Below are 26,986 nucleotides of genomic sequence, written 5' to 3'. Positions count from 1 at the left end.
CGCCGGCGCCATTCCGGGCAGTTCCGGCATGCGCCGTGCTACTCGCCCGATGCGGGGGAAGGATGCGCCAAGATGCGAGGGTGACCCGGCTCGAAGACGTCCTCGATCAGCTCTACTACTCCGCCACGAGCGAGCGAGAGAAGGGCGACAAGTTCGAGCGGCTGATGCTGGCGTTCTTCAAGACCGACGTGCAGTGGGCCGACCGGTTCGCGGACGTGTGGATGTGGAGCGAGTGGCCGGAGCGACACGGGCGTCGCGACAACGGCATCGATCTCGTCGCGGTGGACCGGGCAACGAACGAGACCGTCGCGATCCAGTGCAAGTTCTACGACCCTGCGCACTACCTGACCAAGCCGGACATCGACTCGTTCCTGTCCGAGTCAGGAAAGGCCCCGTTCGCGCAGCGGCTGGTCGTGTCGACCACGGACCGGTGGAACGTGAACGCCGAGGCGGCGATCGAGAACCAGCAGATCCCGGTGCAGCGGCTTCGATTCATGGACCTGGCCGAGTCGTCGATCGACTGGTCGCAGTTCGACCTCACGACGCCCGAGGTCATGGAGCTCAAGGACAAGAAGCAGTTGCGCAAGCACCAGACCACAGCGCTGGAGAAGGTCCGCGCGGGCCTGGCAACTGCCGACCGCGGCAAGCTGATCATGGCCTGCGGCACTGGCAAGACGTTCACCTCGCTTCGGATCGCCGAGGACTTGGTCAAGCCCGGCGGGACGGTCCTGTTCCTGGTGCCGTCGATCTCGCTGCTGTCCCAGACCTTGCGCGAGTGGTCGATCGAGGCCGACACCACGCTGCGTCCCTTTGCGGTGTGCTCGGACGTGAAGGTCGGAAGGAGGGCGGCAGACGCCACCGAGGACATCTCGGTCGTGGACCTCGCGATCCCCGCCACAACCAACCCGTCCCGCCTGCACGCCCAGCTCGCCAAGCCCGCGCCCGACCAGCTCACCGTCGTGTTCTCGACGTATCAGTCCATCGCGGTCGTCGCCGAGGCGCAGACCAACGGTCTGGCTGACTTCGACCTGGTGATCTGCGACGAGGCACACCGCACCACCGGCACAACCCTCGCCGGCACCGACGAGTCCGCATTCGTGAAGGTGCACGACAACACGTTTATCCGCGCCACGAAGCGCCTGTACATGACCGCGACCCCGCGGATCTACGACGACTCGTCCAAGGCCAAGGCGGGTCAGGCGCAGGCCGTACTCGCCTCGATGGACGACGAGAGCCTGTACGGCGCGGAACTGCACCGCCTCGGGTTCGGGGAGGCCGTCACCAAGGGCTTGCTCACCGACTACAAGGTCCTCGTACTGGCGGTCGACGAGAAGGACGTCTCGCGGACGTTCCAGGACCAACTGGCCGACGAGAACTCTGAACTGCGCCTCGACGACGCGGCCAAGATCGTCGGCTGCTGGAACGGCCTTGCCAAGCGCGGCCACGCCGAGTCGGGGTTCGGCGAGGACACCGCACCCATGACGCGAGCAGTGGCATTCGCCGGGTCCATCGCCAAGTCGAAGCAGTTCGCCGCGATGTTCTCCCAGGTCACTGCCGACTACGTGGAGGCCCGTCGCCTCGCTGGCGCGACCACTGGGGACGACCCGTTGCAGTGCGAGGTCGACCACGTCGACGGCACGTTCAATGTCCTCGAGCGCAACAAGCGCCTCGACTGGCTCAAGGCCGAGGTTCCGGATGGGGCGTGCCGAGTTCTGACGAACGCTCGGTGCCTGTCCGAGGGCGTGGACGTGCCAGCCCTGGACGCGGTGATGTTCCTCAACCCACGCAAGTCGGTCGTCGACGTGGTGCAGTCGGTCGGCCGCGTCATGCGCAAGGCGCCCGGCAAGCAGTACGGCTACATCATCCTGCCCATCGGCATCCCCGCCGGGATGAAGCCCGAGGACGCCCTGAAGGACAACACCAAGTACGCCGTGGTGTGGGAGGTCCTGCAGGCGCTGCGCGCGCACGACGAGCGCTTCAACGCCATGGTCAACAAGATCGAGCTCAACAAGACGCGCAACGACAAGATTCAGATCATCGGCGTCGGAGGCGGCGCGGACACCGACCGCGACGGATCGTCCGCACCCAGCGCCGGTACGCAGGGAACCTTCAACTTCGAGTGGTTGCAGGAATGGGCCGAGGCGATCTACGCCAAGATCGTCACGAAGGTCGGCGACCGGCGGTACTGGGAGACCTGGGCGCAGGACATTGCGGTCATCGCCGAACGTCACACGACCCGCATCACGGCCCTGCTGGAGACGCCTGGCTCACCAGCGGCGGGCGAGTTCGACACCTTCCTCGCCGGCCTGCGCGGCAACCTCAACGACTCCATCACCGCCGCGCAAGCCGTCGACATGCTCGCGCAGCACCTGATCACCCGGCCCGTGTTCGACGCCCTTTTCGAGGGGTACTCGTTCGCCGAGCACAACCCCGTGTCCCAGGTGATGCAACGGATGCTGGACCTGCTGGACGAGCAGAACCTCGGCGCCGAGAGCGAGACCCTCGACAAGTTCTACGAGTCGGTGCGCCTGCGCGCCGAGGGCATCGACAACGCGGCGGGCAAGCAGAGGATCATCTCCGAGCTGTACGAAAAGTTCTTCAGGATCGCCTTCCCACGCACCGCCGAGTCCCTCGGCATCGTCTACACCCCGGTCGAGGTCGTCGACTTCATCCTGAGCTCTGTCGAGCATCTCCTCGGAACGGAGTTCGGCGCGTCCCTGTCTGACGAGGGCGTGCACGTGCTCGACCCCTTCACGGGCACCGGCACCTTCATGGTCCGGCTCCTCGAATCGGGCCTCATCAACCCGCACGACCTGGCCCGCAAGTACGCCTCCGAGCTGCACGCCAACGAGATCCTGCTCCTCGCGTACTACATCGCCGCCATCAACATCGAGGCGACCTACCACGCCGTGCGGGCCGAGGCCGACCCCGACGCCGGGTACGAGCCTTTCGGCGGCATCGTGCTCGCGGACACCTTCCAGATGACCGAGCACGGCGACGTCCTGGACACCGCCGTGTTCCCGGTCAACAACGCCCGCGCATCCGAGCAGCTCGCCCTCGACATACGGGTCATCGTCGGCAATCCGCCCTACTCGGTAGGGCAGACCTCCGCCAACGACAACAACGCGAACCTCAAGTACCCGACACTCGACAAGCACATCGAGACCACGTACGCCGCGCGCTCGAGCGCAACGAACAAGAACTCCCTCTACGACTCCTACATCCGGGCAATCCGGTGGGCCTCCGACCGCGTCAAGGACGCCGGGATCATCGGCTTCGTCACCAACGGCGGCTTCCTCGACGCGAACACCGCCGACGGGCTGCGCAAGACCCTCGCCGACGAGTTCGCCACCATCTACGTCTACAACCTGCGCGGCAACCAGCGCACCGCCGGTGAACTGTCCCGCCGAGAGGGCGGCAAAATCTTCGGTGCAGGTTCCCGCAACACGGTCGCCATCACCTTCCTGGTCAAGAAGCCCGGCCACACCGGACTCGCGACGATCCACTACCGCGACATCGGCGACTACCTCACCCGTGAGGACAAGCTCGACATCGTCGCTCACGACGACCTTGCCCTCATCGACTGGCAGCCCATCGAGCCCAATGCGGCGGGCGACTGGATCAACCAGCGAGGCGACGTCTTCGACACGTTCACCCCGATCGGTTCCAAGAGTGAGACCGGCGCGATCTTCCGCGTCCACTCCGGCGGGCTCAAGACGAATCGCGACGCCTGGGTCTACAACTCGTCGTCGAGCACGCTCCAAGCGTCGGTGGGCGGGCTTGTCGCGTTTCACAACGGCGAGGTGGACCGCGTCGCGTCGATCGCCAAAGCGGCCGGACGCTCGGCCCGCGACCTGAACGCCGACGATGTGCTCACGTTCGACCCGACGCGCACGAGCTGGAACCGCGCGGACAAGTCCGCGGTCCTGCGTGGTGTCAAGCGCACGGTGCCGACGGATCGCACGTTCGTGGCGGCGTATCGGCCATTCAACAAGCAGCACGTCGCCTTCGACCGGACGCTCAACGACATGGTCTACGGCCTGTACGACATCCTTCCCACACCCCAGCATCGGAACCTCGGCATCGAACTAACCGGGGTCAGCTCCCACTTTGAGTTCACGCCGTTTATCACCGACGCGCTGCCCGACTTGCATTTGCTCGATACGGGCCAGTTCTTTCCCCGCTGGACCTACGAAGCCGTGGGCGGCGGCGACTCCGGTCAGGGCGCCCTCGACCTTAACGAGGCCACTGCGGACGTTGTGAGCGGGTATAGGCGCCTCGACAACGTGACCGACTCGGCGTTGACCGAGTACCGGGTTTCGTACGAGGACGATGTGACCAAGGACGACATCTTCTTCTACGTCTACGGGCTGCTGCACTCACCCGACTACCGCGCGACGTTCGCCGCCGACCTGAAGAAGTCTCTGCCTCGCATTCCCAAGGTCGCCGGTCGAGCCGACTTCGACGCGTTCGTCGCCGCCGGCCGGTCACTGGCCGACCTGCACGTCGGCTACGAGCGGGTCGAGCCGTACCCGCTGACGATCGTCGGCGAGCCCGCGATGCCGCCGTCGGTCTACGGCGCGGAGCACGCGCTGTACCGCGTCGAGAAGATGCGCTGGGGCGGCACGGCCAAGTCCAGGGACCGTTCGACGATTGTCTATAACTCGCGGATCACGGTCTCCGGAATCCCCGACGAGGCCCATGAGTACATGCTCGGCTCCCGCAGCGGGATCGAGTGGGTCATGGAGCGCTACCAGGTCAAGACCGACAAGGCGTCGGGCATCGTCAACGACCCGAACGACTGGTCCGGGGAAGTAGGCAACCCGCGATACATACTCGACCTCCTTTGCCGTGTCGTCACCGTCAGCGTCGAGACCGTCAGGATCGTGAAGTCCTTGCCGTCGATCGACTTCACAAGGGCCAGCTGATGGAGGCGCATCCGCGACGGCTGCGAGCCGTGTTCTCGCGCGACGTCCGGCTCGTCGTGCCGCTGTTCCAGCGTGCGTACGTCTGGGAGGCCGAGACCCAGTGGTCGCCGCTGTGGGACGACGTGCTCGCGACCTACGAACGCTCGCGTCACAACGACGACACGGCGCACTTCCTCGGCGCTGTCGTGCTTCAGCTACGCCCGGGCGCGCTCGGCGCCATTGAGCAACGCGAGGTCATCGACGGCCAACAGCGGATGACGACGCTCCAACTGCTCATCGCAGCGGTGGCAGACGCATTCACGCGTCGTGGGATCGAATCACGCACGTCCCGACGCCTGCGCCGTCTGCTGGAGAACGACAAAGACGCAGTCGAGGACGACGTCGAGCTCTACAAGCTCTGGCCCACGAACCGCGATCGTGCCGAGTACCGGGCTGTTCTCGACGGCCGGCTTCTCGAGGCCGAACCTGCCGACGTCTCGGGGCAGATCGGCCGCGCGTACTTGTGGTTCCGCGACGCGATCGACGCGTGGCTCAACGGGCTCGGCGACGACGACTCCGACGAGCGCCTGACGCGCCTCGCAGACGTGCTCGGTGACCTGCTCGAGGTCGTCGTCATCGACCTCTCCGAGGACGACGACTCGCAGGTCATCTTCGAGACTCTCAACGCGCGCGGCACCCCGCTCCGGGCGTCCGACCTGATCAAGAACCTGCTGTTCCGCACCCTCCAGGACGCTGGGCGTCCCGTCGAAAAGCTCTACGCAGAGCACTGGCGCGAGCTCGAGGATCCCTACTGGGAGCAGAGCGTCCGGATCGGCCGACTGGTGCGTGAGCGCCTGGACGTCTTCATGGGGCACTTCCTCGTGCTGCTGCTCAACGCCGAGGTTCAGTCACACAGTCTCTTCGACACGAGCCGCCGGTATGTCCGCGGAGACGCCGCCCGAGCAGATCGTCTTCTGGGGGAGATCGCGCGCTACGCGCGCATCTACCGTGCGCTCGACGAACGGACCGCGCTGCCAGAGCGGGAACAAGCCGTGCTCGCGCGGATCGCGCTCGCGGATACCCAGACGGTCGTGCCTCTACAGCTCTGGCTGTACGCACACACCGCCGACGCCGAGCGGCTACGCGCGCTGAAGCTGTTGGAGTCGTACCTGGTACGGCGGACAGTCTGTCGAATGACGGCCAAGAACCTGAACCGGACGTTCCTCGAACTCCTTCGCTCCCTCGGTCAGGAAGAGACGACCGCGGCTGAGACCATCGAGACCTACCTCACCTCCTTACGCGGCGACTCCGGAGTGTGGCCCACCGACGCGGACCTCTCGAAGGCCTTCACCACGTTCCCGCTGTACCGCATGATGCGGCGCGCACAGCTCCAGCAGGTTCTCCTGGCACTCGACGCTGCTGCTACCGGCCCGCGAGCTGAGCTCGTCGAACACAAGCACAAGCTTTCCATCGAGCACCTGCTCCCCCAGTCCTGGCGCGACAACTGGCCGCTCCCCGACGAGGAGCGCGCAGCTGAGCGCGAGGCGGAGGCGCGAGAGGCACTGCTGCACACGATCGGCAACCTCGCTCTCGTCACCGGTCCGCTCAACAGCGCTCTGTCGAACGGCTCGTGGCCGACGAAACGCGCTGCGATTCTCGAGCATTCGGCGTTCACTCTGAACCGCACGCTTCCGACCGACTGGGGGACCTGGCGCATCGAGGAACGCAGCAAGCGGCTCACGGAGATCGCCGTCGAGCTCTGGCCCCGGCCCGCCTCTGGCCTCGTCGAGACAACGTGGTCACCCGAGGTGGAGGCGCCCGCAGAAGTCGCGACACCCGGCCCCGGGACCGGAGGTCGTGGCGACATTGCCGCACACATCGCTGAGGCCTTCGCAGGGCTGGAGGCCGGCGCGTTCCTCACGATCTCCCAGATCCGACGCCATCGGTCGCGGGCCTACCCCGACGGTCCACCTTCCGCCGGCGCGATCTCGGCGCGTCTCTTCCCGCGCGACGGTCGCCCGACCACGATCGAAGGCGTCGTACCTGACTTCGATAACGGGGTACGTGGAGCACGCAAAGAGTGAAGTCGTCCCGGGCGATGCCAGCCCATAAGCGCTTCGCTTGGGTGCAGGCCACTCACCGCGCGGCGGGGCGAATGCTGGCAAGAGCGGTCGGCTTCTGACAGCATCGCGGCGTGGCGAAGGCGAAGGTCCCGCAAGCTCGAGCGATCGAGCTGGAAGCGCGGGCCACGGCTGGCGCGAGGCAACGGGGCTCGGCTGCTCGCGGGACCGACATCGCCTACGGCATTCGGGTTGCTCTGGGGCAGGAGCGGGGCGGAGCTGCCGAGTTCCACCGCCGAACCGGAGTCCGCGTGACGGCTCTGGAACTGCGCGCCATCGCGAACTTGCCGCGGACCGTCCTCGCGGGCGGCGTGACCGAACAACAGAGCAAGGCGGTCAAGACCGAACTCGCGGCAGCGGCTAAGACACGTAGGGCGCGGTTAGAGCGGCGCTGGGCGCGGGGAAGGACGGCCGGTTCCGACGCGACCTCGGTGCGTACAGTCAGCGGCGGACTCCCGGGGCTCGGTCAGCGCCCGTAGCAGCAACACCCGCCGACGCATCGACCACGAGACCAGCAACACCCCTCAGGTCGCAATCGCCGCCTGAGAATCGCTGTCGCCTACTCGTGCAGCAGACGCGCGGCCACGCCTTCGAGGTGGATAGCAACGCCGCTGCGACTCAGCTCGAAGGTCAACCGATCACCGGCGCCTCACGCCGTCCCCGGAACAGGAGCGCATCCGTCAATCGCGCGACCGAAGCGTCCGTCGGATGGAGCGCATGAGCGCGGTCGTCTCCATCCACTCACGGTGGTCGAGGTCGGCAATCGTGCGTTGGCCAAGGTGGTGCGCCAACTCCTCGTCGGACATCGTGCCGGTGTCTCGGGCGATGTACAGCCGGATCAGGGCGTTGACGAGCTCAGCGCCGTACAGCTCGAGGCTGCGACTGGCCAGGAACCCGACAATCCCGTGCAGCTGCTCAGTGGTCAGCTCGTCGACGTAGCGGACGCAAGCTCGCGCGTCGATCCAGAACTCGTGGTGCAAGACCCGCGGGTCGAACCGACCTGCCTCGATGTTGAGCGCCCAGTTGGGGAACGGTGCCCTGGCGGAAGGTGTCATGCGGCCGAACGTGTCCGGCGACGTGTGGCTGACATTGGCCGCGCGGCGACGACGCAGCGCTGAGCGGGACTCGAAGGCCGTGTCGATGGAGCTCGCGTCCGGCAGGTCTCTGAACGCGTGTCGGTCTGCCCGGTGCCCGGCTCCGCGTGCCGGGGACGGTTGCGCGATCACTGCGCCACCGGACGTTGGCGGGTATGAGTGACTTCGCAGCCCAGATGCGTGATCTTCGCGCGACCTACCGGCCCCGCAATGCCGCGCCCGCATGGAGCGGCGTTGCGGCGTCCGCGTTCGACCTCGCCGAGCGAGCCGGCGAGCCGGACGCCACGAGAGTCGAGAAGGATGTCTCATTGCTGGCCCTGGTCACGTCCGCGGTGTTCCCCAACTCGGAGACCGTCACCCTCGACGAGCTTCTGAGCAACGAGACGGCCACCGACTTCGACCACTGGATGGGCGAGAACGACTACGCGGACGGAACGCGCCGAAACCACCGCGCGGCGCACGGCCGGCTCGGCAAGGCTCACCGCCATCAGCCACTGCAGCGGCCACGCACGCGGGCTGGCAGCCGTATCGACTCGATGCCAGGAGCCGAGCATTTGGAGGAGTTCCACCGACTTGAAGGCGCGGCGCGCCAGAGCCCGAGTAGCGATGGGCACGCGTGGCTCACGGTCGTCGACGAGGCGCGAGCGGCGCGACTCGCCGGTCGTCCATACGTCTCGTGGCCCGACATCGCCTACCGGGCGGCCGCCCGGCGCCACGCCGAGACGAACGGGAGTGCTCCCTGGGGAGTGCGCGACATCAGTCGTGCTGTCGTTCTTGAGATCTTGACGCGCCCGGAGCCGGTGGCCGTCCTGATCGACCGATACTCGCTCAGCCGTGAGGCGGTCGAGCTTGGTCTCGGCCTCGGCCGCACGCTGCCGTCCACCCCCGACGACGCGGCCGCTGCGCTGCTCCGGGGGTGGGCGCGGACGCGGTGAAGGGTTGATTGCGCTTGCGCAACTCGTCGGCACGTTCCTCGGCGTCACCCGGATGGTCCGGGTGCACCGTCCGACAAAGGAATGAGATGTCGAACCGAAAGAAGAAGCGGCCGTCGATGGCTGCGATGCAGCGCAAGATGGCGGAGCACCGCGTCAAGGCGGCGATGCCCCCGGAGCCGCTCCCCGCTGAGATCGCCGAGCTCATCGCCAACTACAACAACCGAGCGGTGGACCCCCATCTGATGGAGCAGATCCGCCCGTTCTTGCTCGAGTGCATCGCTCGGAGCGAGATCCGCGGCAAGGAGAGCGTCCGCAAGCACCTGGTGCACCTCACCGCGCTGGCCAAGCACGGCGCCGGGCTCGGCTGGCCGCTCACCGTCGCCGACCTGCTCACCACTGCGTCGATCGAGTCGCTGATCGCAACCGGCATGCCCGACGACAGCGTCGACAACCGCGCGCTGCGCCGATCGCGGCTGCTCGCGCTGGCCGCGAACGTCAACCCGGGTCCGAGCGTGCCCAGCAAGCTCAAGCCGATCGGCTACTCGGCGGTCCAGCCGTGCTACACGCCGGGCGAGCTCGACCGGATCCTGCTCGCGGCGCAGAACCAGCCCACCGACGCCCGCACGCGTGACTGCGCCTTCGTGGTCTCGCTCTGCGCGGGCGCTGGCGCGGACTCGGTCGACCTGCACGGCCTCCGGGTCCGCGACATCACCGACCTTGGCCCGGACGGGTTGGTCGTCCACTTCGGCGAGCCGCGCCCGCGCGTCGTCGTCGTCCGGGCGCGGTTCGAGCCACTGCTGCGCAGCGCGTTGCGCGACGCTGACCCCGACCGCCTGGTGCTCGGGATGAAGGAGGGGCGGAAGAACGTCGCCGCCCCGGCCCTCGGCCGCATGGCCGGGTACCGGCTTCCGCACCTCACCACGTCCCGACTGCGGGCAAGCTGGCTCGCCGATCTCATGACCGACTCCGTGCCCGTGGCCCTCATCCTGCAGGCCGCCGGCATCATCACCGCCCGCACCCTCATCGACCTCACGCCCCACCTCGGCCCGTGGCTCACCGCGAAGAACCTCGACCCGTCGACCAGCGTGCGGGGCGATGTCCGATGAGCATCCAGTCGGCTGTCGTCACGCCAGGCATGCTCGCCCGCACGCTCCACGTCATCCGCGCGTCGGGGATCCTCGCGCTCCTGCTCCCGGCGCCGAAGCGCGGACCTGGCCGCAAGGGCAACCTGCGCCTCAACGTCTTCCTGCTGATCGTCGGCATGCGCCTGTGCGTGCTGACCGGACGCGAGACGAGCATCGCCGGGATCCACACCATGCTGACCACCGGCCTCTCACGCCAGGACCAGTGGGACCTCGGGGTTCTGCGCCCGCTGACCAGCAAGTCGCTCACCGAGCGCACGCAAGGGAGCACGAAGACGGTGAACGTGCTCGACCTCCGCTCCCGCAAGTCCATGTCGAAGGCTCGCGACGCCGAGGCCGGCTACGAGACGGTCAGCCAGCAGGATCTGCATCGAGCGTCGCAGAAGATCCGCGACCACCTCGACCACGGCAAGTGGTCCGCGGCAAAGCTCAGCGTCGCCGAGCGCGACGACCGCGCACGTGTCATGGCACGCATCGTCGACGGGGTGCTGCGCGTGACGACCATCGGACGACTCGGCACCACGTTCGCGATCGACGCGACTGGCATCTGGTCGTGGCGCATCGGCAAGACCAAGAGACGCAAGCAGCTCGAGGAGCTCGCCAAGAAGGGCAAGGTCGACTTCGACCTCGACATCGTCGTGGAGGACATTGCGCCCGACGTCGACGAGGGCGGCACGCCGACCGACGTCGAGATCGAGTACGCGGTCGACGACGCCGTGCCCGAGGGATCGCCTGGGCCCGCGATGGACCGGCGCGATCGTGGAGACGACGGCGAGTGGGGCTACAAGACTGCCAAGGACGGCGGCCGCGAGGTCGGCTACGGGTTCACCAGCACACCATCGTCCGCGTTCCGGACTCGCCCGACGCGGAGCCGGTGCTGATCGACGGCCTCGTGCTGACGCCCGCGTCCGGCGACGCCGCACCCGCCTCGCTCGGACTGGTCGACAGGGTCATGGAGCGGCACCGGGTGCGGACATTGATGGGCGACACGCTGTACACCAACTTCAAGCCGGCCCGCTGGGCATATCCGCTCGCGCAGCGCGGCATCAGGCAGGGACTTCCGCTCGGCAAGAGCCACCACGGGACCATGGACGTGAAGGGCGCGACCCTGTTCCACGGTTGGCTCCACTGCCCGAGCGCCACGATCGAGACCTTCCCCTCGATGCCCGGGCCGACCGCCAGCAAGGAGGAGTGGGAGAAGGTCACCGACGAGGTCGACGAGTTCCAGCAGAGGTTCGCGTTCACCCGCAAGGAGAGTGGCCTCGGGTAGAGCTTGACCAGCAAGTGGCAGTGCCCAGCGGTGATGGGGCGGGTCGGCTGCCCCGCGCGTGGGCAGGCGAGCACCGCATCAGCCATCGAGCTGGGCCTTCCTCTCCTTCGGCCGCCGGCCGACTTCGCACTCCGCGGCTGCTGCACCCAGAAGACGATCGATTTCACGCCTTCTCTGGACGAGCCGAGCCACCAGCGCAAGCTGGCACAGGCGGAGTACTTCCTGTCGACCGCGTGGCGTCGGTTGTACAAGGGTCGAGCGCGGGTCGAGGGCGTCTTCGGCATCATCAAGAACCCAGGGCGCGAACGTGTGCAGCGGGGTCAGGCTCGAATCGGTGGAATCGCGTGGATGACGCTCGTGCTCGCGATCAAGGCATCGGTCTTCAACGAGCACGAGTTGCGCGCCTGGCATGAGCGCACGGGCCTGGGTCCGGCAGACCATCCGCTCCTGCAGCCGGAGCCGGTCTACAACGGGTTCGCACACCTCACCCAGGAACAGGCGGACGCGATCGACGAGACGAACCTGGCCGACGTCCACAGGCGAGCAGCGTGAGCACGCGAACGGCCCTGCACCCATCGAGGGTGCAGGGCCGTTCGTCGTTTCGGTGCATGCAGCCGCGAAACACAATGTGCAAAGACATCGCGCGCAATCTGCAAACACCTCCCAGGTGGAGGTGGCGGGAATCGAACCCGCGTCCGATGACGGGGAACCAGGACTTCTCCGGGTGCAGTCTGTGATGGATTTTCTCGGCCCCCACGACTCCCACAGACAGGAACGTGGACGGGCTCAGTCAGCTAGAAGTCCCGATCCTCACACTGACGATGAGGACCAGCAGTGGCTCCCTGGATGACGCCAGGAACTAAGCCGGAAGCATGCTTAGGCTGACGGACTTCGAAGCTCGCTCAGGCGGCGAGGGCGAAGTCGGTGCGCTTGGAATCGGCACCTATGGGTTTGCACGGAGCGTTATCGAGATAACCGTGCATCCTCGACCCGCTTCTCCTGGCTCGACGACCACCGTCGAAACCGATCACCCCCGTGTTGAGTTATCAACGCGCCCGGTCCACCGTCAGCGACGCTGGGGCGGAGCCGAGCAGTGACCAGACTACCGTCCCAACACGGACCGGGTCGCGCTGATTCCGTCACCGCTCGGGGGACGAGCGCTCGGGCACGGCCGAGTCCGCCCAGCGGCGGGTCGCGGACGAGGGCGGGCGCACCTGGGACCAGAGGGTCGAGGTGACCAGGCCGGTGCCGAAGATCGCGAAGTACCAGGCGCGCTCGTCGGCGTTGAGGCGGGTGTCCGGCAGGCGCCGCCGCCGCACGAGCCAGTCCCGCCGGCCGTGGGGGCCCTCGACGGGCTCGAGCGTCAGGTAGTCGCGCCCCTCCAGGTCGCGCACCACCTGGGGCACACGTACCACGCGGCCGGCGGACGCGTTGCGCACGATCATCGTGACGCCGAGCGCGAGCACCGCGACGACGGCGACGATGCCGATCAGCGCGCCCGCGTCGAGCTCCCCCGACGGCCCCGCGAAGCCGGTCGGCACGTCGTACGGGCTGGCGCTGCGGGCGGGCGTCGGCTCCGCGACGCCGGGCAGCGCAAGGGCCGCGACCAGCAGCCACACCGCGACCGCCAGGCCGAGCAGGAAGCGTGCGCGCGGCCTCGACCGCTCACGCTGCGCCTCACGCATGGTCCACCCCAGTCCGCCGGTCTCGTCGAGAGCCCCCTCCGGCAGGAGGAAAACTACGGACCGACGAGGGCGCGCGACGGCTCCTGGCGCCAGGATCACCCTCGTCGTGCGTGGGGCTCGCCGCGGACCGTCACGCGCGCGAGTGAGGCCTCGGGCAACCGATCACACGGTGGTGTCGTCGGCCCGACGAGCGGCGCACCGGCCAGTTCATCCTCCCCACCCCGCGCGGTCGCGGCTAACCTGCTGTGCAGTCCGAAATGTCGGGTTGGAGGTCCCATGGACCGGGTGGTCGACGCGGAGCTGGGCGAGGGCGACACGGTCGCCATCGCGATCACGCGCCTGGAGGGCGACGCGGGCGCCGACCGCGAGCAGGACGTCTCCGCGCTCACGGACGCGCTGCGCTTCGACGACCTGGCCCGCTCGGTCTCGCAGGTCGCGAGCGCGATGACCGATGCGCTGCGCCGGGCCGCACCCGACGAGGCCGAGGTGACGTTCGGCGTCGACGTCGCGGTCAAGGCCGGCAAGCTCACGTCGCTGATCGTCGAGGGCGACGCCACCGCGACGTTCCAGATCCGGCTGCTGTGGAAGAAGTCGGCCGAGGACGCCGCCGAGAGATGACCGACGAGCTCGCGACCCTCCTGGCCCGGGCGACGGTGCGGATCGACGTCGACGGCCAGGTCAGCGGCACCGGCTGCCTGGTGGCGCCGGGCCGCGTGCTCACGTGCCACCACGTCATCAAGCAGGCGCTCGACCGGCCGGGCGGGCAGACGATCATCGGCGTCGTCGGCCCGCGCGGCCCGGACCCGACGAGCACGCCCGTCACGGCCGTCCTCACCGACGTCACCAACGACCTCGCGCTGCTCACGGTCGACCTGCCGGGCGCGCCGCCGCCCGTGGTCTCGCTCGGGGACACGCCGCGGATCGGCGACGAGCTGTACGCGTACGGCTACCCACCGCGCAAGCCCGACGGCACGTCGGGCACGTTCCGCTACGAGGGGCCGGAGGGCGGCCCTCCCCTGCTGCACAAGCTCAAGGCCGGCCAGGTGCAGCCGGGCCTGAGCGGCGCGCCGCTGCTCGACCTGCGCACCGGCACGGTCGTCGGGGTGATCCGGCGGACCCGCAACGCGGACACCGACCTCGGCGGCCTGGCCGTGCCGATCGAGGTGGTGCTCGACTCGTTCGACCGCCTGCGCCGGGACAACGCGGACGCGGTCGCGCGGGACCGCCGCTGGGTCGAGCGGATGACCCAGCAGCAGCGCGCGGCGCTCGGCCGGCACGACGGCGGTCCGCGCACGGCGCGCCTGCTCGTCGTCGACATCGGTCAGCGCGCGGCCGAGCCGGGTGACGGCGACGAGCGCTGGACGGTGTCGTTGTCCTCGCCCTCGTCGGACCTCGAGTGGGGCGACGAGATCCGCGTGGACCTCAACATCCTGCGCCCCGACGTCGCTCGGCTGTTCCGCATGCTCAAGGCCACCAACCGCTCGTCGGAGAAGGAGCAGTCGCAGGCGGTCGGCCGGGCGCTGGCGAAGGCGCTGTGGACCGACGACGTGCAGCAGCGCCTGCGCACGCTCCTCGCGGCGGAGGACCAGGTGCTGGACGTCGTCCTGCACTTCCGCGACGACGTCGACGAGGACCTGCGCTACCTGCCCTGGGAGGCGCTGCAGCTCGCCCCCGCCACGCGGTCCCGTACCGCGCGACCGGTGTGGCTCGGCACGACGAGGGGCGCGACGCTGGTGCGCGCGGTCGACCTGGGGGCGCCGGGCCCGGCCGTACCCGGCGCGTTCCGTGCGGTCGTCTTCCGCTCGTTCGACGAGGGCGGCCACCTGGTCGACGTCGCGCGCCGCGTCGCCGAGCTCGCGTCCGGCGTGGGTCCGACGACGCTGGAACCGGCCGACGACGGCCACCCGACCCGCCTCGCGCTGCGCAAGGTCCTCGAGACCTCGCCCACGCTGGTGCACGTGGTCGCGCGCGGCCGCACCGACGGGTCCGACGACCTCATCGACCTCGACGCGTACCCGGAGCCGACCCGCCGCCCGGTCGACGCGGAGGAGCTCGCGGACGTGTTCCGCTTCGACGTCGGGCAGGGCGTCGACCCGCCGACGCTCGTCGTGCTGCACGCCGTCCGGGCGTCCGAGTCCGAGCAGCCGCCGGACATGACGGTGTTCGCGCACGACCTGCTGGACGTGGGCGTCCGCGCGGTGCTCGCGTTCCCGCTCCCGGTGGACGACGAGGCCGCGACGACGTTCTTCGACGCCTTCTACTCCCGCCTGCGCACCGGGTCGAGCCTCCAGACCGCGGTGCAGCGCGGTCGCGAGGCGCTCGCCCGCTGGGACCGGTACTGGTCCTTCCCCGCGCTCGTCACGCGCGACGCGCACCCGATCGTGCTGCGCGCACCCGCCGCACCCGGCCGCCCCGACGAACCCGACGAGCCCCGCGAGGCGGTGCCATGAGCACCGACGTGCCGCTCGCGCGGTCGCTCGTGACCGTGGCGTCCACCGTCCGGGACGCGCTCGACGGCTCGTTGTACGAGCTGATCGACGACCTCACGGACGCGACGCCCGCGGTCACGCTGCGCGACGAGGCGGGCCGCCTGCGGCAGCTTCTCGACCGGCTCGTCGTGCGGTGCGACGGCGCCGCCGAGCTCGCGGAGGTGCACGCCCGGTACGCGCGCGCGGCCATCCGCACGATGGTCGAGCGCATCCGCGACCTGCGCACCGACGAGCCGCGGCGGGCCGACGCGCTCCTGGTCATCGAGTTCGTCGCGGCGTACCGCGACGGCGACGACGTCACGACGGACGTCCTGCTCGACATCGTCCGCGAGGTGGACCCCGCGAGCGACCTGACGACGCTCGGCGACCTGCGCGAGGCGCTGCGGGAGGGCGACGCGCGGCGGCTCGTCGACCGGGCGCGCGAGCTGTCGCGGATCGTGCGCGCGGGTGCCCGCCGCTCCCCGCGCGCCGCGGAGACGCTGACCGACCTCGCGGTGCTGCAGGTGAGCGGGCTCGACGCCGAGGGTGACCACGACGCGTGCCTCGAGGTCCTCGCCGAGCACCTCGAGCGGTACCCGGGAGCACGCGTCCGCTGCGAGATGGTCGCGATGATGCTGGCGCACGGCCGGCTCGACGAGGCGGCCGCCCACGCGCGGGCCGCCGCCGACGACGAGCCGCTCGGCGACGGCGCGCTCGCGCTCGCGCTCGTCGCCGAGGCCGAGGGCGACCTGACGACCGCGGTCGAGTGCTACCGCCAGGCGTTCCCGCACTGGCCCGTGCGACGGCTCGCGTTCACCGAGGCCCTCACCCTGCGGGCGGAGACCGGTCTGATGCTGCGCGAGCTCGCCGCCGCCCGGCTGGGGGTGGGCCTGCCGCAGCGCGCGCTGAGCACGTGCGACGAGGCGCTCGCCCACGGCGTGCGCGGCCCGGAGCCGTATCCGGACGAGGCCGTGTACCGCACGCGGCTCGAGGCCCGGCGCCAGCTGCGCGCGCCGGCCGAGGAGTCCTTCGAGGACACGCTCGAGGTCGCCAAGCGCGTCGTGTGGAGCGCGTTCGAGGACGGCCGGGTCGTGCCCGAGCGGGTCGACGAGGCGGTCGCGCTGCTCCGGCCGGTGGTCGCGTCCGCGCAGGCCCCGCCGCTCGTCGGCTGGTACCTCGCCGAGGCCTGCCGGCTGCAGGGCGGACTGCCCGGCGCGCCGGACCCCCGCGCCGCCGCGATCGAGGCCGAGCGCATCTGGACCGACTGGACCGCGCGCGAGGTGGACCCGGACGGACCGCCGCCCACCACCGAGTCGTGGGTGTACGCGAGCGGCTCGCAGATCGCGCTGGACCTCGCGTACTGCCTGCCGGACCCCGCGGCGCCGCGCGAGCTCGACCGGTCGGTCGTCGCGCGCAGCTGGCCCGCCGTGCACCGGATCGAGAAGGCGCTCGTGCTCGACCAGACCGACCCGCTGACGTGGGCCATGGCGGACCGCGCCCTGCTGGCGACCGAGCTGGCCGACGAGGCGGCCGACGTGCGCCGGCACGGCCTCGAGCTCGACCCCGGCAACGAGCAGCTGCTCGCCGAGACGGTGTTCGCCCACTACGCCGCGATCGAGCCCGAGGCCGTCCTCGCGGCGGACGAGGTCACCGGGCCGCTCGCGGGTCATGGCCACGCACTGCGGGCGTGGGCGTGCCTCCAGCTCCTGAACCCGCAGGGCGCGCTCGACGAGCTCGCCCTCATCCGGCCCGGGACCGGCGACCAGGGGTGGTACCTCCAGCTGCGGTGGAGCGCGCTCGTCGGCCTCGGCCGCACGGACGAGGCCGAGGCTGCGCTGACGGAGCTCGCCTCGTCCGAGCCGACGGACCGCAACGACGTGATCCGCCTCGTGTGGGCGCAGGCCCTGACGGGCGACACGGCGGGCACCCGGCGCGCGCTCGAGCTGCTCGCAGGGTCGCGCGCCCCCGGCGTCCTGCGCGCGCTCGTCGTCGCCGACGCGGCGCTCGGGGAGGCCGACGCGGCGCACGAGCACGCGGCCCGCCTGCACCGCGAGGCCGACGGTCCGGCCGACGTGCGGCACAGCACCGACCTGTGGCGCACGTGCGCGGCGGCGCTGCGCGCGCGGCACCCCGCCGTCCGCGCCGCCGCGCTGCTCGACGAGGTGGCGCAGCGGGCGAGCTCGGCGCCACCCGTGCCGTCCCCGACGCTCGATCGCCTGCTGGACCGGTACGCCGACGACGCGGTCGCGCACGAGGCGCTGCTCGCGGTGCGCGCCCGTCGCGAGCGGCTCGACGGCGACCTCCTGGCCGCCCAGCGGACGTACGGCGCACTGCGACGCACGGCGTTCGAGCCCGAGGCCACGCACGCGTGGCACGAGGTGGTGCGGGCCCGGCTGACCGCCGCGGTCGAGGCGGGCGACGCGGACCTGGCGCGCGAGCTGCACGACGCGCTCGCCACCGACGACAGCTCCCCGTTCCTGACCGCGGCGATGGCGGTCGCGGCGGCGTACGACGCCGTGGGCGACCACGAGCGCGCGCGGCAGGCGCTCGCCGAGTGGGTCGACCACCCGGACACGTCCGTGCGCGCGCAGATCCGGCTGTGGCTCGCGATGTACAGCGCGGCCGCCTCCCCGGACGAGGCGTTCGCGTGGATGGAGCGCGCCGCGGCGGACAGCGAGACGATGGCCGAGGAGGGAGCGCCGGACCCGGAGCTCGACGGCCGGATCTCGGCCCGCCTCGCGGTGCTCGCGGCGGCCACGGGTCACTCCGCCGAGACGGTCACCGCGTTCCTGGTCGCGGCGCTCAGCGACTACCGGTCCGTCGCGACCGAGCCCGCGTTCGCGCTCGAGTGGGAGATCCGACGCACGCTCGGCTTCGTCCCCGCCGCCGACGTCACCCTGGTGCGAGAGTGCTACGACGCCGCCTGCGCGGTCACCGGCACGGAGAGCGCGCCGTGGGGCTCCGACCCGCCCGAGCTCGTCGACGCCTGACGCGTCACACGTCGACGTCGGCGTCCGCGCGCAGGCGGGCCGGCTCGACGCCGTCGGCGGACGCGAGCTGCAGGACCGCCACGTCGGCCCGGGCGTCGGTGACGAGCACCGACGCCGACGAGCGCCGCCCGGTCGCCGGGTCGGTGACCACGATCGCCGTGGCGCCCTCGACCAGGTGCTGGTGCGTCACGACGATCCCGCCCTCGGTGACCGCGAGCGCCGTGCCGCGCACGGGGCCCGACACCCCGGCGGCCGACACCTCCAGCACACCGGCGGTCGGGTCGTCGGACGCCAACCCCGGCCACGACGGCGCGACGAGCGTGCGCTTCTCCTCGTCGGCGACGGTCGCAGCGGCGGCCGCGGCCGGCCCCACCACCGTCGCGCCGACGGCGAGCGCCGCACCGATCGCGAGCCCGCGTCGTCGCCCGCGCTGCGGGCGGTCGGCGGGGCGGGAGCCGTCGTCGCTGGTCGCCATCGTCGTCCCCTCTCCTGCGACGCCCGGGCGGCGCCGTCAGGACACACTCAACTGACGTCACCAGGACAACGGCTGAGCCGCTCATGAGAGTTCCCTGGGAATCGTGTGGCGTTGGTCAAGCGCCGGTCACGACGGGTCGCGTCAGAGGTCCGGTGCGCAGATGCCGCGGCCGAGGGCAGCGAGCCCGTCGAGGTCCCCGTCCTGGAACGTGCTCACGCCCTCGACGCCGTACGGGTTCATGAGCTGTGTCTCGTCGTCCACGTGGCCGAGGCCGATCGCGTGCGCGAGCTCGTGCCGCAGCACCGGGAGGTAGGCGGGCGCCCCGTCGACCGCCTCGTACGTGAGGAGTTCGCTGTCCAGCAGGACGGTCCCCGAGACCGCGACGAGCAGCCCGTCGCCACGCTCCGCCCAGTGCTGTCCCCCGAGGCCGCCCACGGATCCGGCGAGACGGGACTCGGTCTCCTCGTCCGTGAACGCGACGAGCATCGGGACCCAGCGGTCGCCGTAGTTGTCCCGCTGGACGAGGTCGCGGTCGAGCGAGACGACCTCGCTGGTCATGCCGTCGGAGACGAACACGAGACCGGTCGCCGCGGCGACCTCGGCGACCGCGAGGTCCACCTGTCCCTCGAAGCCCGGAGGGGCGCCCTGGGTCGCGACGGCGTAGTGGACGGGCCGGCACGGTGACCACGCCACCGGGGCAGACGTCCCGTCCGGAAGGGTCTGGACCTGCTGGAACGCGTGGGCGGAGCCCGCGCCGGCCCGCACGACCGGCGTCCCGATCGGTTCGGACTCCTCTTCGTCGCTGGGCGGCGGGCGGTCGAGGACGACGGTTCCCGACCCGTCCCACCCCGCGTCGTACCGCACGACATCGCGGTCGAGCACCGCGTTCGTGACGCCGTCCCAGGACTGGTCGGGCAGCGACTGGAACCACCGCAGCACCATCCCGAGGCCGAGCAGCACGGCGAGTACGGCGGCGCCGATGGCCTGACGGCGGTGGGACACGTCGCCCCGCGCCGCCCGCCTGACGTTGCGCGGCACCTTCGCGGTCGCCGACCGACGACCGTGCCGCCGGTGCGGTGGGACGGGCGGGACGTACGCCCGCGTCCCCGAGCGGCGCTCACCGGGCAGGATGATCGGTGCCACGCTCGCCGGAGGCCGCCGCGACCTACGGGTGCCCTGGTTCGCGGAGGTGTCGTAGGCCGCGTCGCGCCAGGCCGGCGGGGACGTCGCGCGCCCCTGCGCCTCGTCCACCACCCACTGAGGCACACGCCCCGTGCGCGAGCGCGGCAGGTCGTCGTGGGACACACCGGGACATCGGCAGGCCCGCCGGCGCGCTCAAGCCGACCGGCAGGACCGGTGTCGCGTGTCACACGTCCGGGGCAAGATGACCACCATGCAGCTGCCCGTGATGCCGCCCGTCGCACCGATGCTCGCGAAGTCGGTCAAGGAGATCCCCGACGTCGGGCACGTCGAGCCGAAGTGGGACGGCTTCCGGACGATCGTGTTCCGCGACGGCGACGAGGTGGAGCTCGGGTCGCGCAACGAGAAGCCGATGACGCGCTACTTCCCGGAGCTGGTCGAGCAGATCAAGGCGAGCACGCCGGAGCGCTGCGTGCTCGACGGCGAGATCGTCATCGTCACGGGCGACCGGCTCGACTGGGACGCGCTGACCAACCGGATCCACCCGGCGGCGTCCCGCGTCAAGCTCCTCGCGGAGCAGACGCCGGCGAGCTTCGTGGCGTTCGACGTCCTGGCGCTGGGCGACGAGGACCTGATGTCGACGCCGCTGCGGGAACGGCGGCCGCGGCTGGTGGACGCGCTGGGCGGCGCGCGGGCACCGATCCACGTCACGCCGGCCACGGCGGACCTCGCGGAGGCCCGGCGCTGGTTCACCCAGTTCGAGGGCGCGGGGCTCGACGGCGTCGTGGCCAAGCCGCTCGACGGGACGTACCAGCCGGACAAGCGCTCGATGTTCAAGGTCAAGCACGAGCGCACGGTGGACTGCGTGGTCGCGGGCTTCCGGTGGCACAAGACGGGCCCGATCGTGGGCAGCCTGCTGCTGGGGCTGTGGAACGCGGACGGGAACCTGCAGCACGTGGGCGTCGTCGCCTCGTTCCCGATGGCACGCCGCAAGACGCTGGTCGACGAGCTGGAGCCGCTGCGCACGGGCGTCGAGGACCACCCGTGGGCGGCGTGGTCGGACCAGGAGGCCCATGCGGGCCAGCGCATGCCGGGTGCGGTGAGCCGGTGGAACGCGACCAAGGACCTGAGCTTCGTGCCGCTGCGGCCGGACCTCGTCGTCGAGGTGGCCTACGACCACATGGAGGGTGACCGGTTCCGGCACACGGCGCAGTTCCGCCGCTGGCGCCCGGACCGCGACGCGCGCACGTGCACCTACGAGCAGCTCGACGAGCCCGTGCGCTTCGACCTGGCCGACATCCTGGGGCTGTAGGTCACCAGCCCCCGCCGCCGCCTCCCCCGACGCCGCCGCCGGAGAAGCCGCCGGAGAACCCGGAGCCGCCCGAGGACCCCGGCGTCGGCGCGGTCAGCGACTCGGTCGCGACGGTCTGGAAGCGGTCCATCGAGGACGCGAACGCCGACGCCCAGAACACGCCGGGCAGCGGGTCGTAGTACCCCGCGTACCAGCCGGGCTGCGCGACGGGGCGGCCCTGCGCGGCCAGCTCCGCGAACACCCGCGCCCACCGCTCCGCGACGCCGAAGACGATCGCGTACGGCAGGTACCGGCTGAACACGTCCTCCCCCTCCTCGAACCGGATCTGCTCCGCCTCCGCCGTCGTCAGATACGTGCGGAAGCCCAGCGCCTGCGCGAGCACCGCCGTGCCGTCCTCGGTGCGCGCCGGCGCGTGCGAGCCGCAGACCACCACGACGACGCCGACGACGGCGAGCGCCACGGGCACCCAGGCGAACCCGGGCCACTCGATCCCCGCGGCGAGAGCGAAGATCAGCAGCAGGAGCCCCGCGAACACCATCGCACCGCCGGCCACCCACCACGCGGTGCGCACGTTCTTGGGGTTGCTGCGGAACCAGCCGACACTCGTCACCTGGGTGTAGAGGTGGTCCTGGACCTTCGACATCGAGGACGCGAACGTCGTCTTGAGGTCGGACAGGTCCACCCGGTCGCGCCCGGAGAAGATCTCCTCGAGCAGCAGCCGCTCGTACTCGAGCAGCGCCTCGTCCGCGGGCCGCAAGGACACGAGCGTCCAGTCCTTGGGCTTCTTCTTCGGGTTCGAGCGCGGCACCTCCTCGATGCGCAGGTACCCGCGCACCGCGAGGTCGATCAGCGTCGCGGTCACGTCGACCGGGTCCGCCTTCTCGTCGACCAGCGTCCCCAGCTCACCCGGCCGGACGTCGGCCGGCGGCGTGAACTGCACCGCGATCGGCGCGCGCTTGTCCCGGAAGCCCGACGCGCCCGGTCCGACGGGCGCCTGCCCCGTGACCGGGCGCAGGCCCGGGGTCAGGCCGAGGTACGCGCGGTCCCGTCCGGTGCGCCGCACGCGGCGCACCACCAGGAACGTCCCGACGACGAGCCCGACGAGCCCGACGGCACCCCACGGCGACACCGGCGCCCACGCCGCGGCGGGGTCCGGCTTGTCGACGATGATGGGCGCGACGCCCGGGAAGGTGCCGCCGGGCCAGCCGGTGACGGTCGTGAACGCCTCGCCGCGGTCCAGCAGGTCCTGGGTGAACGTCGCGGTCGGGCCCGCGACGTCGGCCGAGGTGCACGCCTGCGTCGACCCGCTCGGACCGGCGAAGCACGCCGCGCCCTCGACCGCGGCGGGGCCGGTGATCGTCGCGCTCACGTCGCCGATCGGCACCTCCCACCCCGTGCCGATCACGTTCCAGTAGAGCTCGTCGCCCGAGTGCTGCTCGTTGGCGGGGTTGAGCAGGCCGTCGACCGCGTAGGTCAGCGTGTACGTCTGGACGCCGTCGACGTCGTCGACGTCCTCGTCGCCGATCCGCACGACGAGCCACTCGCCGTCGTCCTCGGTGTGCAGGTCGGCCGGCGCCCCCGTCGGGCTCGCCGCGGTCACGTCGCGGTAGCGGAACTCGCGGTCGTGCTCGTCGTCCACGCCCTGCAGCCGCGGCAGGGTCAGGTACGGGCCGTGCCCCGGGTCGTCGCCGAAGTCGAAGTCGAAGTCGATGGTGACGTCCGTGACGCCGTCGACGCCGACGTCGGCGGTGACGTCGTACCGCGTGATCTCGCGGCCGGACGTCTGGTCGGGCACCTGGCCGGGGAGCTGGTCAGACACCGGGCCGGGCACCGCCTGGGCGGACGCGCCCCCGAGCCCGACGAGGCCCGCCGCGACCGCGAGCGACGCCGCGGCCCGCACCCTCGCCCGGCCTGCTGGACGGCCGGCGCGCAGGAGGCCCGCGCGGGACGGGACGGACGGAGAGGCCGGGGCGGTCGTGCGTGCGGTCACCGCGGCAACCTACCGCGCCTCGTCCGGGACCTGCCGGGTCCCCGACCGGGACCGGCGGGTCGCGTCACCCGCTCGCGAGCGCGCGCCTGCGGAGGCGCGCGAGGCGCTCGGGAGCCGGGTCACCGCCCGTCATGGCCTCGAGCAGGGCGGTCCCGAGCAGGTCGCCCAGCAGCTCGTCGACCGCGACCGGCGTGCTCGCGTCGTCGACCTCCGTACCCCGGGCGCGCGCGACCAGCGGCGCGGCCGCACGCGCGATCCGCGGCAGGACCACGCCGCGGAACGTCTCCCCCAGCTCCGGCGTGGACGGCGTCTCCCCCACCACGAACCGCAGCAGCTGCAGGCAGCGGGGCGAGAACACGACCGCGTGCAGCGCCTCGGCGAACGCGGGCAGGTCCCGCGCCCCCTCGACGGGCGCGAACACCAGGTCCATCTCGAGCTCGAGCGCGGCCGTCAGGAGGCCCTGGCGGCCCCCGTAGAAGCGCGCGATCGTCGCCTTGGAGGCGCCGGCCGCACGCGCCACGTCGTCGACGGTGACCGCGCGGAAGCCGCGCTCGACGAACAGCTCGAGCGCGGCCTCCGTGATCGCGGCGCGGCGCGGCTCACCGCGTGGCGCGGATCCCCTCACGCTCGATGACCTCCAGGAACGTCGACGGCTCCGGGCGGACCCGGTGGTCGTGCGCGTGGTGCACCCAGACGACCCGGCCGTCGTCGTCGGTGATCACCACGGTCGGCACCACCGAGTCGCCGTCCGTGCCCGCGGAGAACGCGAGCGGGACGCCGCCCGCCTGGACCAGGTCGAGCCTACGCGCGGCCCGGCCGTCGGCGTCGACGTAGAACGCCATCGGCACGTCGAACCGTGACGCCAGCTCGGCGGTGTCCTCCGGCCGCTGCGGGCTGATGAGCGCGACGCGCACGCCCAGCCGGTCGAGCTCGCGGTAGTCCTCGGCGATCGCCCGCACCTGCGCGACGCAGAACGGGCACCACGAGCCGCGGAAGAACACGATGACGTGCGCGCCCTCCCGCAGCTCGGCCGAGGTCGTCGGCGACCCGTCGGTGCGCTGCAGGGGGAAGTCCGGCAGGGGCCGGCCGACCTCGAGCACCGCGGCGGGCACGTGCTGCCGGCTGTACCACCGCTGGTACCCGACGAGCGCGGCGACGCCCGCCGCGGCGACGAGCACCGGGAGCGGCGAGCGCGCGACGAGCGCCGTGGCCAGCGTGCTCGTGGCGCCCACCGCGACGAGCGCGTGGTCGACCCGCTCGGGGTGGGCGGGTACGCGCAGCTTCGACCCGGCGACCGCCCCCACGGCGACGAGCCACGGCAGCGCGGCCACCAGCCAGCCGGGCGAGCCGGCGACGGCCCGGACGACGGCGAGCACGAGCACGACGAGCGCGAGGACCGCGATCGCCTCGACGTAGCCGCGGCGGACGAGACGGAGCAGACGGTTCATGACGACCTCCAGCAGAAGTGTACGGATGCGTACACTTCCAACCCGCGGCCGGTCCGAGATGTTCCGTGGGGGTGGATCAGCGGTCGCGTCGCTCGCGGATGGCGCGCTGCGCCTCCATCGTGTCCTGGCGCTCGCGCAGAGCCTGGCGCTTGTCCCAGTCCTTCTTGCCGCGAGCCAGCGCAATCTCGACCTTGGCGCGGCCGTCCAGGAAGTACAGCGCGAGGGGCACGATCGTCTGCCCCTTCTCCCGCGTGCGCGCCTCGAGCCGCTCGATCTCCTCGCGGTGCAGCAGCAGCTTGCGCTTGCGCCGCGGCGCGTGGTTGGTCCACGTCCCCTGCGCGTACTCGGGGATGTGGACGCCGTGCAGCCAGGCCTCGCCGGCCTCGACCTCGCACCAGCCGTCGACCAGCGACGCACGGCCGGCGCGCAGCGCCTTGACCTCGGTGCCGGTCAGCACCACGCCGGCCTCGAAGACGTCCTCGATCGTGTAGTCGTGGCGGGCCTTGCGGTTGGCGGCCACGAGCTTGCGCCCGGAATCCTTGGCCACCGCGCAACCCTCCTCGTCGTGAGTGCGCACGCTCGTCGTGCGCCGGACGAGCCTACCCGCCGTACCGGGGACCGCCCGAGCGTTTTCGCGGAGGGCTCAGATGCCCAGGTAGGGCCGCGGGTTGGTGGTGGCGCCGTCGATGTAGACCTCGAAGTGCAGGTGGCACGCGGCGGAGGTGCCGGTGTTCCCGGCCCGCGCGATCAGCTGGCCCGCCTTGACGTACTGGCCCGGGCTGACGACGAACGACGTGAGGTGGTTGTAGCTGGTGGCGACCGAGTGCCCGTTGATCGAGCCGTGGGTGATCATCACCTGGTTGCCGTAGCCCGAGCGGTACTGGGTCCAGAGGACCGTCCCGGAGCGGCCCGCGTACACGTCGTTCCCGCAGTAGTCGCGCAGGTCGATCCCGGCGTGCAGGCGCCAGTAGTGCAGGATCGGGTGGAAGCGCATCCCGTACTCGGACGTCACGTAGATCGGGTTGGTCTGCGTGGGGTTGACGAAGTACCGGCCCGTGGTCGCCGCGGGCGGGTCGTTGTGCTGCTCCTGGCGCTGCCGCTCCCGCTCGCGCTCGCGGTCGCGCTCCGTCTGGTCCGCGATCGCGTCCTTGAGGTCCTGCTCGATCTGGTCCGCCTGGGCGTCGATCTCCGCCAGCTTGGCGTCGATCTCGTCCTTCTTGGACAGCAGGAGGTCCTGCTTCGCCTGGTTCTCCGCCTCGAGGTCCTCGAGCTTCTGCTTCGCCTCCGCGGCCTTGGTCTGCGCGACCTTGCTCTCGGCGAGCTTGGCGTCCGCCTCGGCCTTCAGCTCGCCGATGCGGTCCTTGACCGCGCCCAGCCGCTGCGCGGAGTTCCGGTTGCCGGACTCGGTGGCCTGCAGGTCGTCGAGCACCTGCGCGCGCGTGCGCAGCGCCTGGCTCATCAGATCCGCGCGCTCGACGAAGTCCTCGCTCGAGTCGGCGTCCAGGATCATCGTGACGCTGGAGAGGTCGCCGCCGCCGCGGTACGCCTCGCGCGCCATCTGGCCGATCGCCTCGCGCATGCGCGTGGCCTCGTCGGAGTCCTGGTCGATCGTCGTGCGCAGGTCCGTCGCCTGCTCGCGCGCGTCCTTGAGGCGACCGGCGACGATCGCGGCCTCGCGCTTGGCCTTGGCGACCTCGTCGTTCGCCTCCGCGAGCGCGAGCCGCGCGCCCGGGAGCTCGGCCTGGATCTCGAGGATCCGGTCGGAGACCACGCCCAGCTCGCCCTCGAGGCCCTCGAGGGCCTCCTCGGCGTCGTCGCGCGCCTGCTGGTTCTCGGCCTGCTCCTGCTCCGCCGCCTCGCGGCGGTCGTCGATCGCGTCCCCCTGCGCCGGCGTGGCCGCGCCGAAGGCGAGGGCGCCCAGCAGGCCGGCGACCGCGAGGGCGGCACCCGTGCGCGACGCGGTCCGGGACGTGCTGCGGGGCGTGCGGCGGAGGACAGGTCGGCGCATCG

Annotated in this window: 20 protein-coding genes and 1 other RNA gene; 11 read left to right on the top strand and 10 right to left on the bottom strand. The window is 71.2% G+C overall.

Annotation, left to right across the window (positions count from 1 at the left end; genetic code table 11):
- Positions 1-80 precede the first annotated feature (80 nt).
- Both KIN34_RS14695 and KIN34_RS14690 read left to right on the top strand, forming a co-directional pair.
- Positions 81-4,928 (top strand): DEAD/DEAH box helicase, encoded by a 4,848-nt coding sequence (locus tag KIN34_RS14695; protein ID WP_307858269.1) that lies wholly within the window; start codon positions 81-83, stop codon positions 4,926-4,928.
- Positions 4,928-6,991, top strand: a complete 2,064-nt coding sequence (locus KIN34_RS14690) for a DUF262 domain-containing protein (protein WP_214352554.1) — start codon at positions 4,928-4,930, stop codon at positions 6,989-6,991. The genes KIN34_RS14695 and KIN34_RS14690 overlap by 1 nt, the downstream gene beginning before the upstream one ends.
- Before the next feature lie 716 nt (positions 6,992-7,707).
- Here KIN34_RS14690 and KIN34_RS14685 read toward each other — a convergent pair.
- Complete coding sequence (locus KIN34_RS14685) at positions 7,708-8,253, bottom strand: hypothetical protein (protein WP_214352552.1); 546 nt, start codon at positions 8,251-8,253, stop codon at positions 7,708-7,710.
- A gap of 23 nt (positions 8,254-8,276) precedes the next feature.
- Here KIN34_RS14685 and KIN34_RS14680 point away from each other — a divergent pair, with 23 nt between their 5' ends.
- From KIN34_RS14680 to KIN34_RS14660, 5 genes are all read left to right on the top strand, one after another.
- Positions 8,277-9,056 carry a hypothetical protein gene (locus KIN34_RS14680; protein ID WP_214352550.1) on the top strand — a complete coding sequence of 260 codons (780 nt, stop codon included), beginning with the start codon at positions 8,277-8,279 and terminating at the stop codon, positions 9,054-9,056.
- Positions 9,057-9,172: 116 nt separating this feature from the next.
- The gene (locus KIN34_RS14675; RefSeq protein ID WP_214352548.1) at positions 9,173-10,162 is read left to right on the top strand and encodes a hypothetical protein; all 990 of its coding nucleotides are present in this window, start codon (positions 9,173-9,175) and stop codon (positions 10,160-10,162) included.
- Positions 10,159-11,079 carry a hypothetical protein gene (locus tag KIN34_RS14670; RefSeq protein ID WP_214352546.1) on the top strand — a complete coding sequence of 307 codons (921 nt, stop codon included), beginning with the start codon at positions 10,159-10,161 and terminating at the stop codon, positions 11,077-11,079. Before KIN34_RS14675 ends, KIN34_RS14670 begins: the two co-directional genes overlap by 4 nt.
- The gene (locus KIN34_RS14665) at positions 11,073-11,468 is read left to right on the top strand and encodes a hypothetical protein (protein ID WP_214352544.1); all 396 of its coding nucleotides are present in this window, start codon (positions 11,073-11,075) and stop codon (positions 11,466-11,468) included. Before KIN34_RS14670 ends, KIN34_RS14665 begins: the two co-directional genes overlap by 7 nt.
- Before the next feature lie 3 nt (positions 11,469-11,471).
- Positions 11,472-12,020: a hypothetical protein gene (locus tag KIN34_RS14660; protein ID WP_214352542.1), complete on the top strand. Its 549-nt coding sequence runs from the start codon at positions 11,472-11,474 to the stop codon at positions 12,018-12,020.
- A 113-nt stretch (positions 12,021-12,133) separates the two neighbouring features.
- Here the strand turns inward: KIN34_RS14660 and ssrA are convergent.
- Positions 12,134-12,503: a transfer-messenger RNA gene (ssrA, locus tag KIN34_RS14655) on the bottom strand.
- Between the two features lie 104 nt (positions 12,504-12,607).
- Positions 12,608-13,153 (bottom strand): hypothetical protein, encoded by a 546-nt coding sequence (locus KIN34_RS14650; RefSeq protein WP_214352540.1) that lies wholly within the window; start codon positions 13,151-13,153, stop codon positions 12,608-12,610.
- Between the two features lie 276 nt (positions 13,154-13,429).
- On the opposite strand from KIN34_RS14650, the gene KIN34_RS14645 reads away from it, so the two are divergent.
- From KIN34_RS14645 to KIN34_RS14635, 3 genes are read left to right on the top strand one after another with little or no spacing between them, the layout of a single operon-like run.
- Positions 13,430-13,771, top strand: a complete 342-nt coding sequence (locus tag KIN34_RS14645; RefSeq protein WP_214352538.1) for a CU044_2847 family protein — start codon at positions 13,430-13,432, stop codon at positions 13,769-13,771.
- Positions 13,768-15,603, top strand: coding sequence for a trypsin-like peptidase domain-containing protein (locus KIN34_RS14640; protein ID WP_214352535.1), 1,836 nt, complete (start codon positions 13,768-13,770; stop codon positions 15,601-15,603). The genes KIN34_RS14645 and KIN34_RS14640 overlap by 4 nt, the downstream gene beginning before the upstream one ends.
- Positions 15,600-18,611 carry a hypothetical protein gene (locus KIN34_RS14635; protein WP_214352533.1) on the top strand — a complete coding sequence of 1,004 codons (3,012 nt, stop codon included), beginning with the start codon at positions 15,600-15,602 and terminating at the stop codon, positions 18,609-18,611. Before KIN34_RS14640 ends, KIN34_RS14635 begins: the two co-directional genes overlap by 4 nt.
- Before the next feature lie 4 nt (positions 18,612-18,615).
- On the opposite strand, the gene KIN34_RS14630 is transcribed toward KIN34_RS14635, so the two are convergent.
- Both KIN34_RS14630 and KIN34_RS14625 read right to left on the bottom strand, forming a co-directional pair.
- Positions 18,616-19,086, bottom strand: coding sequence for a trypsin-like peptidase domain-containing protein (locus KIN34_RS14630; protein ID WP_214352531.1), 471 nt, complete (start codon positions 19,084-19,086; stop codon positions 18,616-18,618).
- A gap of 141 nt (positions 19,087-19,227) precedes the next feature.
- A complete protein-coding gene (locus KIN34_RS14625; protein ID WP_214352529.1) occupies positions 19,228-20,229 on the bottom strand; it encodes a M10 family metallopeptidase domain-containing protein in 1,002 nt (333 codons plus the stop codon).
- 250 nt (positions 20,230-20,479) lie between these two features.
- Between KIN34_RS14625 and KIN34_RS14620 the strand changes: the two genes are divergently transcribed.
- Complete coding sequence (locus KIN34_RS14620; RefSeq protein ID WP_214352527.1) at positions 20,480-21,538, top strand: ATP-dependent DNA ligase; 1,059 nt, start codon at positions 20,480-20,482, stop codon at positions 21,536-21,538.
- A gap of 1 nt (position 21,539) precedes the next feature.
- Here KIN34_RS14620 and KIN34_RS14615 read toward each other — a convergent pair whose 3' ends face one another.
- The 5 genes from KIN34_RS14615 to KIN34_RS14595 all read right to left on the bottom strand — a co-directional run bounded on the left by KIN34_RS14615 (position 21,540) and on the right by KIN34_RS14595 (position 26,984).
- On the bottom strand, positions 21,540-23,528 hold the full coding sequence (locus KIN34_RS14615; RefSeq protein ID WP_307858268.1) for a DUF2207 domain-containing protein: 1,989 nt from the start codon (positions 23,526-23,528) through the stop codon (positions 21,540-21,542).
- 64 nt (positions 23,529-23,592) lie between these two features.
- The gene (locus tag KIN34_RS14610; protein WP_214352525.1) at positions 23,593-24,153 is read right to left on the bottom strand and encodes a TetR/AcrR family transcriptional regulator; all 561 of its coding nucleotides are present in this window, start codon (positions 24,151-24,153) and stop codon (positions 23,593-23,595) included.
- Positions 24,128-24,976: a peroxiredoxin family protein gene (locus tag KIN34_RS14605; protein ID WP_214352523.1), complete on the bottom strand. Its 849-nt coding sequence runs from the start codon at positions 24,974-24,976 to the stop codon at positions 24,128-24,130. The genes KIN34_RS14610 and KIN34_RS14605 overlap by 26 nt, the downstream gene beginning before the upstream one ends.
- Positions 24,977-25,052: 76 nt before the next feature.
- Complete coding sequence (gene smpB, locus KIN34_RS14600) at positions 25,053-25,523, bottom strand: SsrA-binding protein SmpB (RefSeq protein ID WP_214352521.1); 471 nt, start codon at positions 25,521-25,523, stop codon at positions 25,053-25,055.
- A gap of 96 nt (positions 25,524-25,619) precedes the next feature.
- Entirely contained in the window at positions 25,620-26,984 is a 1,365-nt protein-coding gene (locus KIN34_RS14595; protein ID WP_214352519.1) for a M23 family metallopeptidase, read from the bottom strand.
- Positions 26,985-26,986 lie beyond the last annotated feature (2 nt).

Origin of the sequence: Cellulomonas fulva, assembly GCF_018531375.1 — a bacterium.
GTDB lineage: Bacteria > Actinomycetota > Actinomycetes > Actinomycetales > Cellulomonadaceae > Cellulomonas > Cellulomonas fulva.
This window is presented reverse-complemented; position numbering and strand designations above follow the sequence as displayed.